General features: G+C 71.0%; 18 protein-coding genes. 5 read left to right on the forward strand and 13 right to left on the reverse strand.

Annotated elements, in window-relative coordinates; all coding sequences use genetic code 11:
- Positions 1-169 precede the first annotated feature (169 nt).
- The 5 genes from GEV28_RS36765 to GEV28_RS36785 are packed head-to-tail and all read right to left on the reverse strand — an operon-like array spanning position 170 to position 3,873.
- On the reverse strand, positions 170-904 hold the full coding sequence (locus GEV28_RS36765; protein ID WP_291418032.1) for a pseudouridine synthase: 735 nt from the start codon (positions 902-904) through the stop codon (positions 170-172).
- On the reverse strand, positions 894-1,715 hold the full coding sequence (scpB, locus tag GEV28_RS36770; RefSeq protein WP_291418034.1) for an SMC-Scp complex subunit ScpB: 822 nt from the start codon (positions 1,713-1,715) through the stop codon (positions 894-896). Before scpB ends, GEV28_RS36765 begins: the two co-directional genes overlap by 11 nt.
- Positions 1,712-2,545 carry a segregation/condensation protein A gene (locus tag GEV28_RS36775; protein ID WP_291418036.1) on the reverse strand — a complete coding sequence of 278 codons (834 nt, stop codon included), beginning with the start codon at positions 2,543-2,545 and terminating at the stop codon, positions 1,712-1,714. The genes scpB and GEV28_RS36775 overlap by 4 nt, the downstream gene beginning before the upstream one ends.
- A 6-nt stretch (positions 2,546-2,551) precedes the next feature.
- Positions 2,552-2,941, reverse strand: a complete 390-nt coding sequence (locus GEV28_RS36780) for a cobyrinic acid a,c-diamide synthase (protein WP_291418038.1) — start codon at positions 2,939-2,941, stop codon at positions 2,552-2,554.
- Entirely contained in the window at positions 2,938-3,873 is a 936-nt protein-coding gene (locus GEV28_RS36785; RefSeq protein WP_291418040.1) for an AAA family ATPase, read from the reverse strand. The genes GEV28_RS36780 and GEV28_RS36785 overlap by 4 nt, the downstream gene beginning before the upstream one ends.
- Positions 3,874-3,980: 107 nt before the next feature.
- Between GEV28_RS36785 and GEV28_RS36790 the strand changes: the two genes are divergently transcribed.
- Complete coding sequence (locus tag GEV28_RS36790; RefSeq protein ID WP_291418042.1) at positions 3,981-4,367, forward strand: VOC family protein; 387 nt, start codon at positions 3,981-3,983, stop codon at positions 4,365-4,367.
- On the opposite strand, the gene xerD is transcribed toward GEV28_RS36790, so the two are convergent.
- Positions 4,364-5,311 (reverse strand): site-specific tyrosine recombinase XerD, encoded by a 948-nt coding sequence (xerD, locus tag GEV28_RS36795; RefSeq protein ID WP_291418044.1) that lies wholly within the window; start codon positions 5,309-5,311, stop codon positions 4,364-4,366. The two genes, GEV28_RS36790 and xerD, sit on opposite strands and share 4 nt — an antisense overlap.
- Before the next feature lie 93 nt (positions 5,312-5,404).
- Between xerD and GEV28_RS36800 the strand changes: the two genes are divergently transcribed.
- Both GEV28_RS36800 and GEV28_RS36805 read left to right on the forward strand, forming a co-directional pair.
- Positions 5,405-5,893, forward strand: a complete 489-nt coding sequence (locus tag GEV28_RS36800) for a DUF1707 domain-containing protein (RefSeq protein WP_291418046.1) — start codon at positions 5,405-5,407, stop codon at positions 5,891-5,893.
- 39 nt (positions 5,894-5,932) lie between these two features.
- On the forward strand, positions 5,933-6,481 hold the full coding sequence (locus tag GEV28_RS36805) for a hypothetical protein (RefSeq protein ID WP_291418048.1): 549 nt from the start codon (positions 5,933-5,935) through the stop codon (positions 6,479-6,481).
- A 9-nt stretch (positions 6,482-6,490) separates the two neighbouring features.
- On the opposite strand, the gene GEV28_RS36810 is transcribed toward GEV28_RS36805, so the two are convergent.
- Genes GEV28_RS36810 through GEV28_RS36830 form a run of 5 tightly spaced genes read right to left on the reverse strand, consistent with a single transcriptional unit; the run spans position 6,491 to position 11,396 of the window.
- Entirely contained in the window at positions 6,491-7,207 is a 717-nt protein-coding gene (locus GEV28_RS36810; RefSeq protein ID WP_291418050.1) for a FadR/GntR family transcriptional regulator, read from the reverse strand.
- A gap of 4 nt (positions 7,208-7,211) precedes the next feature.
- Positions 7,212-7,976: a 3-oxoacyl-ACP reductase gene (locus GEV28_RS36815; RefSeq protein ID WP_291418052.1), complete on the reverse strand. Its 765-nt coding sequence runs from the start codon at positions 7,974-7,976 to the stop codon at positions 7,212-7,214.
- Positions 7,977-9,338: an aldehyde dehydrogenase family protein gene (locus GEV28_RS36820; protein WP_291418054.1), complete on the reverse strand. Its 1,362-nt coding sequence runs from the start codon at positions 9,336-9,338 to the stop codon at positions 7,977-7,979.
- Complete coding sequence (locus tag GEV28_RS36825) at positions 9,335-10,051, reverse strand: gamma-glutamyl-gamma-aminobutyrate hydrolase family protein (RefSeq protein WP_291418056.1); 717 nt, start codon at positions 10,049-10,051, stop codon at positions 9,335-9,337. The genes GEV28_RS36820 and GEV28_RS36825 overlap by 4 nt, the downstream gene beginning before the upstream one ends.
- Positions 10,032-11,396, reverse strand: coding sequence for a glutamine synthetase family protein (locus tag GEV28_RS36830; protein ID WP_291418058.1), 1,365 nt, complete (start codon positions 11,394-11,396; stop codon positions 10,032-10,034). The genes GEV28_RS36825 and GEV28_RS36830 overlap by 20 nt, the downstream gene beginning before the upstream one ends.
- 187 nt (positions 11,397-11,583) lie before the next feature.
- Here GEV28_RS36830 and eat point away from each other — a divergent pair, with 187 nt between their 5' ends.
- Both eat and GEV28_RS36840 read left to right on the forward strand, forming a co-directional pair.
- Positions 11,584-13,047, forward strand: a complete 1,464-nt coding sequence (gene eat, locus GEV28_RS36835; protein ID WP_291418060.1) for an ethanolamine permease — start codon at positions 11,584-11,586, stop codon at positions 13,045-13,047.
- Positions 13,048-13,082: 35 nt separating this feature from the next.
- A complete protein-coding gene (locus tag GEV28_RS36840) occupies positions 13,083-13,523 on the forward strand; it encodes a hypothetical protein (RefSeq protein ID WP_291418062.1) in 441 nt (146 codons plus the stop codon).
- A gap of 56 nt (positions 13,524-13,579) precedes the next feature.
- Here the strand turns inward: GEV28_RS36840 and GEV28_RS36845 are convergent, their stop codons facing one another.
- On the reverse strand, positions 13,580-14,206 hold the full coding sequence (locus GEV28_RS36845; protein ID WP_291418064.1) for an NUDIX hydrolase: 627 nt from the start codon (positions 14,204-14,206) through the stop codon (positions 13,580-13,582).
- Positions 14,203-15,729, reverse strand: a 1,527-nt coding sequence (locus GEV28_RS36850) for a CTP synthase (RefSeq protein ID WP_291418066.1), incomplete at its 5' end; no start/stop codon positions are given. The genes GEV28_RS36845 and GEV28_RS36850, both read right to left, overlap by 4 nt.

Raw genomic sequence — 15,729 nt, forward strand, 5'->3', positions numbered from 1 at the left:
ACCATCAACGGCGACTTCGCCGAGTACTGGACCTACCACCTGCTCAAAGAACACCACCGCCGCCACGAAACCCGCTACGCCCACCGCCACAACGACTACGTCCTGGTCGCATAACCAACTCACTCCAAACGAACTACACCCGTGGTCGATCGGCCGGACCCAGCTCATGTCAGAGGTCTACGGCGGCGAAGAGGGAGCCGATCTCCGGGCGGTTCAGTCCCCGCAGCGATCCGGAACGCTGGCTGCCGAGCCGGACATCGGCGATCTGGGTGCGGACGAGCTTGCGCACCGGGTGGCCGACCTCGGCGAGCATCCGCCGGACGATGTGGTTGCGCCCCTCGTGCAGGACGACCTCGACGAGCGCGCGCCCGCCGGAGGAGTCGACGACCCGGAAGGCGTCGACCCGGACCGGCCCGTCCTCGAGCTCGATGCCGTCCCGCAACCGGCGGCCGATCGTGCGCGGGATGGGGCCGTTGACCTCGGCGAGGTAGGTCTTGAGCACGACGAACGACGGGTGCATGAGGCGGTGCGCGAGGTCGCCGTCGTTGGTGAGGAGCAGGAGGCCCTCGGTGTCGGCGTCGAGGCGGCCGACGTGGAAGAGGCGTTCCTTGTGGTCGCGGACGTAGTCGCCGACGCACGGGCGGCCACGGTCGTCGGACATCGTGGTGTGGACGCCGCGCGGCTTGTTGAGCGCGAGGTACACGAGGTCGGTGCGCACGACCACGCGCATGCCGTCGACGTGGATCACCGCGGTGTCGGGGTCGACCCGGCGGCCGAACTCGTTGACCACCTCGCCGTTCACGCTGACCCGCCCCTCGGCGATCAGCTCCTCGGCGGCGCGCCGGGAGGCCACGCCCGCCTGGGCGAGGACCTTCTGGAGCCGGACTCCCTCGTCAGATCTCATCGATGGAGTCAACCTCCGGCAGCAGCGGAGCGATCGGCGGCAGATCGTCCAAAGTGGACAGGCCGAGGCGCTCGAGGAACAGTTCGGTGGTGCGGTAGAGGAAACCGCCGGTCTCGACGTCGGTGCCGGTCTCCTCGACCAGCCCTCGCGCGAGGAGCGTGCGGATGACCCCGTCGCAGTTGACGCCGCGCACCGCGGCGACCCGCGCGCGGGTGACGGGCTGGCGGTAGGCGATGACGGCGAGGGTCTCGAGGGCGGCCCGGGTGAGCTTGGCGCGCTGCCCGTCGAGCAGCATCCTCTCCACGTAGGGCGCGTACTTGTCGCGGGTGTAGTAGCGCCAGCCGCCGCCGGCCCGGCGCAGGTCGAACCCGCGCTCCTGCTCGGCCAGCTCGGCGGCGACCCGGTGGAGGGTCTCGGTGAGCCTGGCGACGTCCGTGCCGAGCGCGGCGGCGAGCACGTCCTCCTCGACCGGCGAGTCGACGACGAGAAGGAGGGCTTCGAGGGCCTTCTCGAGCTCGTCCTGGGAGAGCTCGGGCAACTCGTCGGTCTCGGTCTCCTCCTCGGGCGGCCCGTCGAGGGTGTCGCCCGGGGGCTCGGCCCGCTCCGCGACCACCTCGGTGGGGGGATCGGCATCGGCCGCCCGGTCCACCGGCGGTTCGGCCCGGTCGTCCCCGACCAGCTCGGTGGACCGATCCGCATCCGCCGCCTCGTCGACCGGCGGTTCGACCTGTTCCTCGACCACCTCGGTGGGTGGGTCGGCGATGACCTCGGCTGCCGTGGCCGCCTCGTTCGGGTCCTGGGGTGCGCTCACCCGTACTCCTCCTCATCGGCGCCGCCGTTCGCGTCCGCCGCGGCCGCGTCCGCCACGCTGCCGCCCGTCCATTGCACGTGCAACTCCGCCAGCGCCTCCTCCTGCTCGAACGCGATCACGTCCTCCTTGTACAGGTCGAGCAGCGCGAGGAACCGCGCGACCACCTCCATGCTGTGCTCGCAGTCGGCCACCAGCTCGCCGAAGCTGGCCCGTCCCGACGACGCGAGCCGGACCCGCAGCAGCGCCGCGTGCTCGCGCACCGACACCTTGCCCATGTGCAGGTGGTCGATCGACACCGTCGGCGGGGGCTTCGGGCGGAACACCGCCGCCGCGATCTCGGCGAACTTCTGGGCGCTCACCCCCAGCATGACCTCGGGCAGCAGCGACGCGAACCGGTCCTCCAACGCCACCGAACGCGGGTACCGGCGCAGCGCACCCGCCTCCAGCTCGGCGAACAGCGACGCCACCTGCTTGTACGCCCGGTACTGCAGCAGCCGCGCGAACAGCAGGTCCCGTGCCTCCAACAGCGCCAGGTCGTCCTCGTCCTCCACGTCGCCGGTGGGTAGCAGCCGGGCCGCCTTCAGATCGAGCAGCGTCGCGGCCACCACGAGGAACTCCGTGGTCTCGTCGAGGTTCCAGTCGTCGCCCGCCTCGCGCAGGTGGGCGATGAAGTCGTCGGTGACCTGGTGCAGCGCGACCTCGGTGACGTCCAGCTCGTGCTGGGAGATCAGCTGCAGCAGCAGGTCGAAGGGACCCTCGAAGTTCGACAACCGAACGGTGAACCGGTTTGGCGTCGACTCTTCCGGGGCGTCGGAGGCCGATGAGATCAACGAACGCTACTTCCCGGCGGCACGATCAGCAGAGTCATGACGCAATCGTCGCACCAGCACCGCGTCCTCGCCGCGTTCCTCGAGGTCGGCGAGCACCACCGCGATCGCCTCGCGCACCACCCGGCCACGGTCGACGATGAGGCCGTGCATCGCGCGCAGCGCGAGCCGGGCGTGCTCCAGCGCGAGCAGTTCCTCGTCGGAGACGTACACGGTGATCTTCGAGGTGTGCTTCTGCCTGGGCGTACCCCGGCGTGGCCCCGGCGCGGCGTGGTGTGCCGCGTGATGGTTCGCGGGCGCGGGACGGCCGCCATCGAGCCAGCCCTCATCGGGCCGGTCGGTCGGCGCGGTGGGTCTGAACAGTTCCGCCGCCCCCGGCAATGAGGCTCGACGGTTCACCGGGGGAGCGCCACTTCGCGGGCGATCACTTCACGGGCAAGATGGCGGTATGCCTTGGCGCCGGCCGATCGCGGCGCCCACACGGTGATCGGCGCGCCGGCGACCGTGGTCTCCGGGAACCGGACCGTCCGGTTGATCACGCTGTCGAACACGATGTCCTGGAACCGCTCGACCACCCGCGCGATGACCTCGCGGGAGTGCAGCGTGCGCGGGTCGAACATGGTCGCGAGGATGCCGGTGATCTCGAGCTTCGGGTTGAGCCGCTCGCGCACCTTCTCGATGGTGTCGATGAGCAGCGCCACCCCGCGGAGGCTGAAGAACTCGCACTCGAGCGGGATCAGCACGCCGTCGGCCGCGGCCAGCGCGTTGACCGTGAGCAGGCCGAGCGAGGGCTGGCAGTCGATCAGGATGTAGTCGTACTGGTCGACCACCGGCCGCAGCGCGCGGACCAGGGTGTGCTCCCGGCCGACCTCCGCGACCAGCTGCACCTCGGCCGCGGACAGGTCGATGTTGCTCGGCAGCAGGTCCATGTTGTCCACGCCGGTCCGGATGACCGAGTCGGTGACGCTGGCGGACCGCTCGATGATGACGTTGTAGATCGTGCGCTCGAGCTGGTGCGCGGGGATGCCGAGACCGACCGACAGCGCGCCCTGCGGGTCGAAGTCGACGATCAGCACGCGCCGGCCGAACTCGGTGAGCGCAGCGCCCAGATTTATGGTCGACGTGGTCTTGCCGACGCCGCCCTTCTGGTTGCACAGGGCGAGAACCTTGGCCGGGCCGTGCCCGTTGAGCAGCGGCGGCTCGGGGATGTGCCGCTTCGGACGACCGGTGGGACCGAGTGCCCCGTTGGGGCCACCGTCGTCGAGCGCCTCGTCCTCGTCGGAGGCCGCTCGCGGGGCGATGCTGAGCTCCGAGGGATGAAATGTCGACATATCGACCTAGCTCCTTGTCGTCCGCGCTGTGCGCCGAAGCTTAGAGATGGCCTGGACCAGGTACCAAACAGGCGCGCCGAGAGAGCCCGGACCTATCCTCTCCACCCATGCCGGTTCGCCAGCTTCGCCTCGTCGTCACCGCCGCCGACTACGACGAGGCGGTGCATTTCTACCGGGACGTCCTCGGGCTCGGCGAGCGGGATGCCGTGCAGTCCCCGAACGGCCGGGTGATGATCCTCGACGCGGGTCAGGCCACCCTCGAGCTGGCCGAGCCGTCGACCGCCGAGTACATCGACGAGGTCGAGGTCGGCCGCCGGGTGGCCGGCCACATCCGGGTGGCCTTCGAGGTCGACGACACTCGCGCGACGACCGCCGCGCTGGCCGAGGCGGGCGCCGAGATACTGGGCGAGCCGCGACGGACCCCGTTCCGGTCGACCAACGCCCGGCTCACCGGCCCGGCCGGACTGCAGCTCACGCTCTTCCAGATGGACTAGCCGCGTGCGCGGGGGTGGGCGGTGGCGTAGACCTCGCGCAACGTGGTGACCGTGACCAGGGTGTAGATCTGCGTCGTCGTCACCGAGGCGTGGCCCAGCAGCTCCTGGACGACGCGGACGTCGGCGCCGCCCTCCAGGAGGTGGGTCGCGAACGAGTGGCGCAGGGTGTGCGGCGACACCGATGCGGCGATGCCGGCCCGCTCCGCCGCGACCTTCAGCACCTGCCACGCGCTCTGCCGGGACAGCCGGCCGCCGCGGACGTTCAGGAACACCGCGGGCGTGCCGCGGCCGCGCCTCGCGAGGTCGGGGCGGGCCCGCACCAGGTAGGCGTCGAGCGCGTCGAGCGCGGGCCGGCCGATCGGGACGAGGCGCTGCTTGCCGCCCTTGCCGTCAAGCAACACCGTGCGCTCATGGGCGTCGATGTCGTCGACGTCCAGGCCGACCGCCTCGGAGATCCGGGCGCCCGTGGAGTACAGGACCTCCAGCAAGGCCCGGTCGCGCAGCGGGCCGGGTCCGTCGCCCGGGGTGTCGAGCAGCCGCTCCACGTCGGCGACCGGCAGGGCCTTCGGCAGGCGGCGCGGGGCGGCGGGCGGGCGGACCTCGCGCGCGGGGTCGAACTCGACGAGCCCCTCGCGCACGGCAAACTTGTGCAGCCCCCGCACCGCGACGAGCGCCCTGGCGGCAGACGACGCGGCGAGCGGCGGGTGGTCGGCGGCGCCCTCGCGGAGCACGGCGAGGAACGCCGAGACGTGCACCTCGGCGACCCCGGCCAGCTCGGTCACCCCGGCGGCGGTCAGGTGGTCGGCGTAGCGGCGAAGGTCGCGGGTGTAGCCGTCGAGCGTGTTGCGGGACGTGCCGCGCTCGACCGCGAGGTGATCGAGATAGCCGCCGACCACCCCGGCGAGGGCCGGCGCGACCGGACGCTCGACCGGACCCACAACCATGGCACCTCCGAGTGGAGCGGCCAGACTATGCCGGTTACCGACGGGTTCGCGGGAACCGGCAGTGGCGTGGCGCGACTGCCGTATCGTGGGCGCGTGGGTGAACCGACCGAGCAGGACGCGATCCGCATCGGCACGCAGGAGCGCGAGGACGCCATCAAGATTATCGGCGACCACTTCTCCGAAGGTCGGCTGCCGCTGGGCGAGTACGAGGAGCGGGTGAGCAAGGCCATCGAGGCCCAGACCCGGGGCGAGCTGCGGCCGCTGTTCCGCGACCTGCCCGCGCCCTACCCCGCGTTCATGGTGCCGCCGGTGCGTCAGGTGGCGCCGGTCCCGGTGCCCACGTTCCCGCAGCACACCGCGATCCAGGTCGTGCCGTCGGACCGCTACCGGATCGTCGCGGGCGTGCTGCAGATCGTGCTGCCGTTCGGCACCGGCCGGTTCTACACCGGACACACGGGCATCGCGCTGGCGCAGCTGTTCACGATGTTCATCGGCGTCGGCGTGATCTGGAGCATCATCGACGGCGTGGTCATGCTGGTCGGCGGCGGCACCGACGCCTACGGCCGCCCGCTCAAGATCTGACCGTAGCGCACCCGGTGAGGGCTCGTTTACGCTCTGCACGTGTCGTCCAGCCAGGGGCAGAGCTTCCTCCGTGAGTTTCGGGAGTTCCGGCGTTTCCTGGCCAGCCTGTGGGGCACGCTCTCCGGTATCTCCCTGTTGTTCCCACTGTCGAACGTCTTCCTCACGGTCATTCCGATCGACGAGCTCAACCAGCCGTTCAACGGGCTTCGCCCCGCACCGCTGACCGCGATGACGATGGTCGTCTGCATCTTCATCACGTTCGCGACGTTCAGCCGGCGCGAGCGGTTCCGCGAACCGGCGCGCCGGCTCCGCATCGGCCGGGTCGCGCGGATCTCGTTCGTCGTCGGGCTGGCATCCGGAGCGGTCTACCTGTTGGCCCGCGGGTTCTCCTACAACAACGTCATCGAGCTCGGCGACGGCAGCGAGGGCGTGCACTATTTGAACTTCGCGCTGTTCGAAGGTTTCTTCGCGGTCGCCTACGTCGCCTTCTTCGGATGTCTCACGCGGTCGTTCCTCGTGCTCGCGATGCTCGAGTTCTACCAGCCCAAGCAGCCTTCGGCCGAGGTGTCGGAGCCGAGCTCCGGGTAGCCGGCCGGCTCAGAGGAAGGCACGCAGCAGCGCGGCCGTGCCCTCCACGTGCTCGTCCATCGCGGCGTGGGCGGCGGCCGGGTCGCCGGACAGGATCGCCGCCACGATCGCCCGGTGCTGGACGTTCGAGTGCTCGATGTTGGTCGCCAGCAACGGGATCGCGTCCAGCAGCTCGTTCACCCGGGTCCGCACGTCGGCCACCGCGGAGGTCAGCGACGGCGCCGCGGTGACCTCCGCGATCGCCAGGTGCAGCCGGGAGTCGCGGCGCCGGTACTGCTCGGCCGACCCGGTCCCCACCGCGTCGACCTCGGTGAGCGCCACCATCAGGTGCTGACGCTCGTCCGGGGTCAGCGCGCGGCCCGCGGCGGTCTCGGCGGCTCCGCACTCCAGGACCCGGCGCATCGTCAGCACGTCCTCCAGGTCCACACCGGACGGATCGCGGCGCGGCGACTCGGGCAGTTCCTCGACCACGAACGTCCCGCCGTAGCGGCCGCGCCGGGACTCGACGTAGCCCGCGTCGGCGACCGCGCGGATGGCCTCGCGCAAGGTCACCCTGCTCACCCCGAGCCGGGCCGCCAGGTCCCGCTCGGCCGGAAGCCGCTCCCCCGGTCCGGCCACCCCCAGCCGGATCGCCTGCAGCAGCCGCTCGACGGTCTCCTCGAACGCGTTGCGCGTCCGGACCGGACGGAACACCGCGGCTGATGCCGACCGCACGGTGATCGCCATCGGACTAGAGCGGCGTCACGTACGCGCCGGAGATGCCACCGTCCACAAGGAACTGTGACGCGGTGACGAACGACGCGTCGTCACTGGCCAGGAACGCCACCGCGGCGGCGATCTCCGTCGCCTCGGCGAACCGGCCCATCGGGACGTGCACCAGCCTGCGCTGCGCCCGCTCGGGGTCGGACGCGAACAGCTCCTGCAGCAGCGGCGTGTTCACCGGCCCCGGGCACAGCGCGTTGACCCGGATCCCCTCGCGCGCGAACTGCACGCCGAGCTCGCGGGTCATCGCGAGCACGCCGCCCTTGGACGCGGAGTAGGAGATCTGCGAGGTGGCCGCGCCCATGACGGCGACGAACGACGCGGTGTTGATGATCGATCCGCGGCCCTGCCGGCGCATGTGTGGCAGGACGTACTTGCAGCACAGGTACACCGAGGTGAGGTTGACCCGCTGCACCCGGTCCCACACCTCGATGCCGGTGGTGAGGATCGAGCCGTCCTCGGGCGGGGAGATGCCGGCGTTGTTGAACGCGACATCCACGCTGCCGTGCGTCGCGACGACCTGGTCGAACATCGCCCCGACGGCGGCCTCGTCGGTGACGTCGCAGGTGATCGCGTCGCCGTCGAGCTCCTTGGCGAGCGTCTCGATCGCGTCGGTGGCGAGGTCGACGGCGACGACGCGAGCGCCCTCGTCGGCGAACCGCCGCGCGGTGGCGAGCCCGATGCCGCTCGCCGCCCCCGTCACGACGGCGACCCGATCCTGCAGGCGTTTCACTTATGCCCCCTCCGTCGCGATGAACACGTTCTTGGTGTCGGTGAACGCGTCCAGCGCGTCCGGGCCCAGCTCGCGGCCGAGGCCGGACTGCTTGACACCGCCGAAGGGCGTCCAGTACCGGACCGACGAGTGCGAGTTCACCGACAGGTTGCCGGCCTCGACGCCGCGGGCCACGCGCATCGCGCGGCCGACGTCGCGGGTCCAGATCGAGCCGGACAGCCCGTACTCGGTGTCGTTGGCCAGCCGCAACGCGTCGGCCTCGTCGTCGAAGGACTGCACGGTGACGACCGGACCGAAGACCTCCTCGACGACCGTGCGGTCGGTGGGCGTGCGGGGCAGGACCACCGTCGGCGGGAACCAGAAGCCGGGCCCTGCCGGCGCGCTGCCGCGGATCGCCACATCGGTGTCGGAGTCCACATAGGACGTCACGGAAGCGAGGTGGGACGCGGAGATCAGCGGGCCCATCTCGGTCTTCTCGTCGCCCGGGTCGCCGACGACGACGCCGTGCACGGCCGGCTCGAGCAGCTCGAGGAACCGGTCGAACACGCTGCGCTGCACCAGGATCCTCGACCGCGCGCAGCAGTCCTGGCCCGCGTTGTCGAACACCGCGTACGGCGCGCTCGCCGCGGCGGCCGCGAGATCGGCGTCGGCGAACACGATGTTGGCGTTCTTGCCACCCAACTCCAGCGTCACCCGCTTCACCCGCGCGGCGCAGCCGGCCATGACCTGCCGACCCACCTCTGTGGAGCCGGTGAAGACGACCTTGCGTACCAACGGGTTCGCGACGAACCGCCGGCCGACCACGGAGCCCTTGCCGGGCAGCACCTGGAACACGTCGGCCGGGATGCCCGCCTCGCGCGCGAGCTCGCCGAGCCGGATCGCGGTCATCGGGGTCAGCTCCGCCGGCTTGAGCACGACGGTGTTGCCCGCGGCGAGCGCGGGCGCGAAACCCCAGCCTGCGATGGGCATCGGGAAGTTCCACGGCACGATCACGCCGACCACGCCGAGCGGCTCGGCGAAGGTGAGGTTCACCCCGCCGGGCACCGGGATCTGCCGGCCGAACAAGCGTTCCGGCGCGGCCGCGTAGTAGTGCAGCACGTCCCGGACGTTGCCGGCCTCCCAGCGCGCGTTGCCGATGGTGTGCCCGGAGTTGGCCACCTCCAGCGCGGCGAGGTTGTCCACGTCGGCGTCGACGGCGTCGGCGAACCGGCGCAGCAGCCTGGCCCGGTCGCCGGGCGCGACCGCCCGCCAGGCCGGGGACGCGCGGCGGGCCCGCTCGATCGCCGCGTCGGTGTCCGCCGCCGACGTGGCCGGCACGGTGGCGACCACCTGCTCGGTGGCCGGGTTGATCACATGTGTCATCTCGCCTCCCCCACCAGCGCCTCGAAGAGCCGCCGGTCCGCGTGGTCCCCGCCGCCGTCCTCCTCCGGATGCCACTGCACGCCGACGGCGAACCGGTCGGTCAGCTCCACCGCTTCCACCGTCCCGTCCCCCGCCCACGCGACCGGCACGAGCCCGGCGCCGAGCCGGTCCAGGGACTGGTGGTGATGGCAGTGCACGTCCACCTGCTGGCCGAGGATGCCGGCGAGCCTGCTCCCCGGCGCGACCTTCACCAGCACCCGGCCGAAGGTGCCCGGCCGCGGGAGGTGGTCGGTGTTGCCGACCTCGTCGGGCAGGTGCTGGTGCAGCGTGCCGCCGAGCACGACGTTGAGCAGCTGCATGCCGCGACACACGCCGAGCAGCGGCATCCCGCGCTCGAGGGCCAGCTCGATCAGTGCCCACTCGGCACCGTCCCGGTCCGGCCGCGCGGGCCCGGTGACGGGCCGGCGCCGCGCGCCGTAGCGGGACGGGTCGATGTCCGTACCGCCCGCGATGACCAGACCGTCCACACGCGACAGAAGGCCGGCGTCCCAGATGCCCATCGGGGGCAGCAGCACGGGGGTGCCGCCCGCGGCGACCACGCCGTCGAGGTATCCCCGCTGCAGCACCGCCGCCGGGACGTCCCAGACCCCGAACCGGGTCTGTTCCAGGTAGGTGCTGATCCCGATCAGGGGGTCAGAGCCGTTCGAAGCCACGGACCTTCTCCCAGTCGGTGACCGCCGCGTCGTAGGCGGCGAGCTCCACCCGCGCGTTGTTGAGGTAGTGGTCGACGACCTCGTCGCCGAACGCGGCGCGCGCGTGTTTGCTCTCGGCGAGCAGCTCAGCGGCGTCGCGCAGGGTCGGCGGCACCTGCGGGCGGTCGGCGGCGTAGGCGTTGCCGGTGAACTCGGGCTCCAGCGGTAGCTCGTTCTCGATGCCGTGCAGGCCGGCCGCGACGAGCGCGGCGACCGCGAGATAGGGGTTGACATCGCCGCCCGGCACCCGGTTCTCCACCCGCAGCGAGTCGCCGTGGCCGACCACGCGCAGCGCGCAGGTCCGGTTGTCGACGCCCCACGCGACCGCCGTCGGCGCGAAGCTGCCCGGCTGGAACCGCTTGTAGGAGTTGATGTTCGGCGCGTAGAAGTACGTGAGCTCGCGCAGGAGGGCCTGCTGACCGGCCAGGAAGTGCGACATCATCGTGGAGAACCCGTGCCGCCTGTCGCCGGCGAGCACGGTCGAGCCGTCGGTGCCGCGCAGCGAGATGTGGATGTGGCAGGAGTTGCCCTCGCGTTCGTTGTACTTCGCCATGAACGTGAGGCTCTTGCCGTGCCGTGCGGCGATCTCCTTCGCGCCGGTCTTGTAGATGCTGTGGTTGTCGCATGTGGACAATGCCTCGGCGTAGCGGAACGCGATCTCGTGCTGGCCGGGGTTGCACTCCCCCTTGGCCGACTCGACGTACATGCCGGCGCCGGTCATGCCGTTGCGGATGTCGCGCAGCAGTGGCTCGAGCCGGCCGGTGCCGAGCATCGAGTAGTCCACGTTGTACTGGTTGGCCGGGGTCAGGCCGCGGTAGCCCGCGTTCCACGCCTGCTCGTAGGAGTCGTCGAACACGACGAACTCGAGCTCGGTGCCGACGTAGGCCACGAGGTCACGCTCGGCCAGCCGGTCCAGCTGGCGGCGCAGCACCTGGCGCGGCGACGCCGGCACCAGCCCGCCCTCCACCCACTCGATGTCCGCGAGCACCAGCGCGGTGCCCGGATGCCACGGCACGAGGCGCAGTGTCGACATGTCCGGCCGGAGCACGAAGTCGCCGTAGCCGCGGTCCCACGACGACATCGCGTACCCGTCGACGGTGTTCATCTCGACGTCCACCGCGAGCAGGTAGTTGCAGGCCTCGGTGGCGTGCGGCACGACCTCGTTGAGGAAGTACTCCGCCGCGCAGCGCTTGCCCTGCAGCCGGCCCTGCATGTCGGTCATGCCGACGAGCACGGTGTCGACAGTGCCGTCGTCGACCAGTCCGCGCAGCCGTTCGACGGTGAGCAAGCCGTCGCGGTGTCCCATGAGACCAACCTCCAAAGGATCAGGCCTGACCCATTGAGGCCATTCCACACGCGTGCTCCCGACCTGTCAACGACCGCCGCTCGCTCGCACGCATGGGTTGGGTATTGACACGTCCGGTGAACAGGATCACGCTCTACCAGATTCAAAGGACTGATGCTGGCCCATTGGACATGTCAGGGAGCTTCCTGTGTCGACACCGCATCAACGCCCCGGCCAACGCCACGAGACCGTCGAGTACCAGACCGTCGACTCGAGCTACCTCGAACACCGCCAGCTTCGCCGGGGAGCCGCCGGATGGGTGCTGCTCGCGGGGCTCGGCGTCGCGTACGTGATCTCCGGGGACTTCGCCGGCTGGAACTTCGGGCTGGCCGAGGGAGGCTGGGGCGGGCTGCTGCTCGCCACGATCCTGATGGCTGTCATGTACACGTGCATGGTGTTCGGGCTCGCCGAGATGGCCTCGGCCATGCCGGTCGCCGGCGCCGGGTACGGGTTCGCCCGCCGCGCGCTCGGCCCGACCGGCGGGTTCGCCACAGGCACCGCGATCCTCATCGAGTACGCCATCGCGCCGGCGGCGATCTCGGTGTTCATCGGCGGCTACGTCGAGGCGCTCGGGCTGTTCGGGCTGACGAGCGGGTGGCCGGTCTTCCTGGTGTGTTACCTGATCTTCATCGGCGTGCACCTGTGGGGTGTCGGCGAGGCGCTGCGGGTCATGTTCGTGATCACCGGCATCGCGGTGGTCGCACTGATCGTGTTCGTCGTCGGCATGGTCGGCAAGTTCGACGCGGACAACCTGTTCGACATCCCCGCCACCGACGCGGCCGGCGCGTCGACGTTCCTGCCCTTCGGCGTCGCCGGGGTGCTCGCGGCGTTCGTCTACGGCATCTGGTTCTTCCTCGCGGTGGAGGGCGTCCCGCTCGCCGCCGAGGAGGCTGGCGAGCCCCGGCGGGACCTGCCGCGCGGCATCATCGCCGCGATGGCGATCCTGCTCGTGTTCGCCGCGCTGATGCTGATAGTCGCCCCGGGAGCGGCCGGCTCCGGCACGATCGCGGCCTCGGACAACCCGCTGCCCGAGGCGATCCGCGCGGCGTACGGCGGCGACAACTTCCTCGCCCAGTTCGTCAACTACGCCGGTCTCGCCGGCCTGGTGGCGAGCTTCTTCTCGATCATCTATGCGTACTCGCGGCAGCTGTTCGCGCTGTCCCGGGCGGGCTACCTGCCGCGTTGGATGTCGGTGACGAGCAGGCGGAAGACGCCATACCTGGCGCTGATCGTGCCCGGCACCGTCGGCTTCATCCTCGCGACGGCCACCATGGACGGCGCGCTGCTGATCAACATCGCGGTGTTCGGTGCGACCGTGTCCTACGTGCTGCTGAACGTCTCGCACATCGTGCTGAGGGTCCGCGAGCCGGGGTTGGAGCGCCCGTATCGCACCCCGGGCGGCGTGGTGACCACCGGCATCGCGGCGGTGCTGGCGGTGGCCGCGGTGGCCGCGACCTTCTTCGTGGACGAGCTGGCGGCGGCGGTCACCGCGGGCATCCTCGTGGTGGCGCTGCTCTACTTCTTCGTCTACAGCCGGCACCGCCTGGTCGCCAACGCCCCGGAGGAGGAGTTCGCCGCGATCAAGCAGGCGGAGTCCGAGCTGACCGACTAGGAGCTGCTTGACCTGGAGTCCGCTCCAAGACGCTGATGCGGCACCTGTTCACCGAGGTGGCGAAGGGCAACTCGCGGCCGTTCGTGGAGGCGCTCGGCGATGACGTCCGGTGGACGATCATCGGCAGCACCGCCTGGTCGGGCACCTGTGCCGGCAAGGAGGCGGTGCTCGCGGACCTGTTGGGGCCGGTCAACGAGCAGCTGATGGGGCGCAACATCATCACCGCGAACCGGTTCGTCGCCGAGGACGACCTCGTCGTCGTCGAGGCGCAGGGACGCAAACACCACCAAGGACGGCATCCGCTACCACAACGCGTACTGCTGGGTGTGCCGACTGACCGACGGGAAGCTGGTGGAGCTCACCGAGTACGCCGACACCCAGCTGATCGCCACCGCCCTGCGCGCACCGGACTGAACGGGCGTCACCAGGCCGACGTGGTGGCCCACGTCGTCGGTCTCGGCCCCACCGCCGGCTGACCGCCCGCATCCGCCGCGCCGGCTCGACCGACCGGCGCGGCGGCTTCGACGGTGACTCAGGTGCGGCGGCCCGGCAGGCGGGTCGGAAGGTCCCGCCACGGCGCGTCGGCCGGGCGCGTCGGGGCGGCGAGCGTGCGCACCGCGTGCGCGGCGAGCAGGCCGCCGACCGCGGCGCTGTTCACGATCTCGCCGGCCAGCGCCATGCGGACCGCCTCGTCGAGCGGGAAGCGGCGAGCCACCAGGTCCGCCTCCTCGTCGCCCTCCATGACGCGCTCCACCGTGGCGAGGTCGGTGGCAAGGAAGACGCGCACGACCTCGTCGGTGAAGCCCGGCGACACCGCCACGTCCACCAGCACCGACCAGTCCCCCGCCGCCAGCCCGACCTCCTCGACGAGCTCGCGCCGCGCGGTCTCGACCGGGTCCTCCCCCAGCTTGTCGATGATGCCGGCGGGCAGCTCCCAGTTCCGCCGGCCCAGCGGGTGGCGGTACTGGTGGATGAGCGTCACGTGGTCGTCCTCGTCGAGCGCCACGACGGCCACCGCGCCGAGGTGCTCCACGATCTCGCGGGCGGCCCGGCCGCCACCGGGCATCGCCACCTCGTCCACCCGCAACGCGAGGATCCGTCCGACATAGATGTCCTCAGTGGACAGAACATCGAAGCTGTGCCGACCGGGCTCGGTCACGAGCTGACTCCCAGGGGCTCCGGCAGCTCGACCGGCAGACGCTCGGCCGCACGGTAGGCCAGCGCGGCCTTCACGAAGCCGGCGAACAGCGGGTGCGGCCTGGTCGGGCGGCTCTTGAGCTCCGGGTGTGCCTGCGTGCCGACGAAGAACGGGTGCACCTTGGCCGGCAGCTCGACGAACTCCACCAGGTGCTCGTCCGGCGACAGGCCCGAGAACACCACGCCCGCCTTGGCGAGCTTGCCGCGGTAGGCGTTGTTGACCTCGTACCGGTGCCGGTGCCGCTCGGACACGTCCCGCGTCCCGTACGCCGCGGCCACGATCGAGCCCGCGGCGAGCCTCGCCGGGTACGCGCCGAGCCGCATCGTGCCGCCCATGTCCCGCTCGCCCGCGACCACGTCCTCCTGGTCGGCCATCGTGCTGATCACGGGGTGCTCGGTGGTCTCGTCGAACTCCGAGGAGTTCGCGTCGGCGAGGCCGGCCAGGTTGCGTGCGGTCTCGATCACCATGCACTGCAGGCCCAGGCACAGGCCCAGCAACGGGATCCGGTTGACCCGGGCGTGGTGGATCGCGCCGATCTTGCCCTCGATCCCCCGCACGCCGAACCCGCCGGGGATCAGCACACCGTCCAACCCGGACAGCGCGGCCGCGGCACCGGCCGGCGTCTCGCAGGTGTCCGACGCGACCCAGACGACCTCGGCCTTGGCCCGGTGGGCGAACCCGCCGGCACGCAGCGCCTCGGTGACCGACAGGTAGGCGTCCGGCAGGTCGACGTACTTGCCGACGACCCCGATCCGCACCGTCTCCTTGGGACTGTGCACACGGGACAGCAGGTCGCCCCACACGGTCCAGTCGACGTCCCGGAACGGCAGCCCGAGCCTGCGCACGACGTAGGCGTCCAGGCCCTCGGTGTGCAGCACCTTCGGGATGTCGTAGATCGACGGCGCGTCCGGCGCGGCGACGACCGCGTCGATGTCCACGTCGCACATCAGCGCGATCTTGCGCTTGAGCCCGCTCGGCACCTCGCGGTCGGCCCGGCACACGACCGCGTCGGGCTGGATGCCGATGTTGCGCAGCGCCGCCACCGAGTGCTGGGTGGGCTTGGTCTTGAGCTCGCCGGACGGCGCGAGGTAGGGCACCAGCGAGACGTGCAGGAAGAAGCACCGGTCACGCCCCACGTCGTGGCGGACCTGCCGCGCGGCCTCCAGGAACGGCAATGACTCGATGTCACCAACCGTGCCGCCGATCTCGTGGATGACCACGTCGACGTCCGGACCACCCATGCCGAGCATCCGGTCCTTGATCTCGTTCGTGATGTGCGGGATGACCTGCACGGTGTCGCCGAGGTACTCCCCACGACGCTCCTTCGCGATCACGGACGAGTAGACCTGACCGGTGGTGACGTTGGCCTTCTGGTCCAGGTCGCGATCGAGGAAGCGCTCGTAGTGGCCGATGTCGAGGTCGGTCTCGGCGCCGTCCTCGGTGACGAACACCTCGCCGTGCTGGAACGGGTTCATGGTGCCGGG

Source organism: Actinophytocola sp. (assembly GCF_009379765.1).
GTDB lineage: Bacteria > Actinomycetota > Actinomycetes > Mycobacteriales > Pseudonocardiaceae > Actinophytocola.

What these genes read in the sequence shown, in the direction of transcription:
- GEV28_RS36765 (WP_291418032.1), bottom strand. Translation starts at nt 904, where the DNA reads ATGAGATCTGACGAGGGAGTCCGGCTCCAGAAGGTCCTCGCCCAGGCG.
- GEV28_RS36785 (WP_291418040.1), bottom strand. Translation starts at nt 3,873, where the DNA reads ATGTCGACATTTCATCCCTCGGAGCTCAGCATCGCCCCGCGAGCGGCC.
- GEV28_RS36790 (WP_291418042.1), top strand. Translation starts at nt 3,981, where the DNA reads ATGCCGGTTCGCCAGCTTCGCCTCGTCGTCACCGCCGCCGACTACGAC.
- xerD (WP_291418044.1), bottom strand. Translation starts at nt 5,311, where the DNA reads ATGGTTGTGGGTCCGGTCGAGCGTCCGGTCGCGCCGGCCCTCGCCGGG.
- GEV28_RS36810 (WP_291418050.1), bottom strand. Translation starts at nt 7,207, where the DNA reads ATGGCGATCACCGTGCGGTCGGCATCAGCCGCGGTGTTCCGTCCGGTC.
- GEV28_RS36820 (WP_291418054.1), bottom strand. Translation starts at nt 9,338, where the DNA reads ATGACACATGTGATCAACCCGGCCACCGAGCAGGTGGTCGCCACCGTG.
- GEV28_RS36830 (WP_291418058.1), bottom strand. Translation starts at nt 11,396, where the DNA reads ATGGGACACCGCGACGGCTTGCTCACCGTCGAACGGCTGCGCGGACTG.
- GEV28_RS36840 (WP_291418062.1), top strand. Translation starts at nt 13,083, where the DNA reads ATGCGGCACCTGTTCACCGAGGTGGCGAAGGGCAACTCGCGGCCGTTC.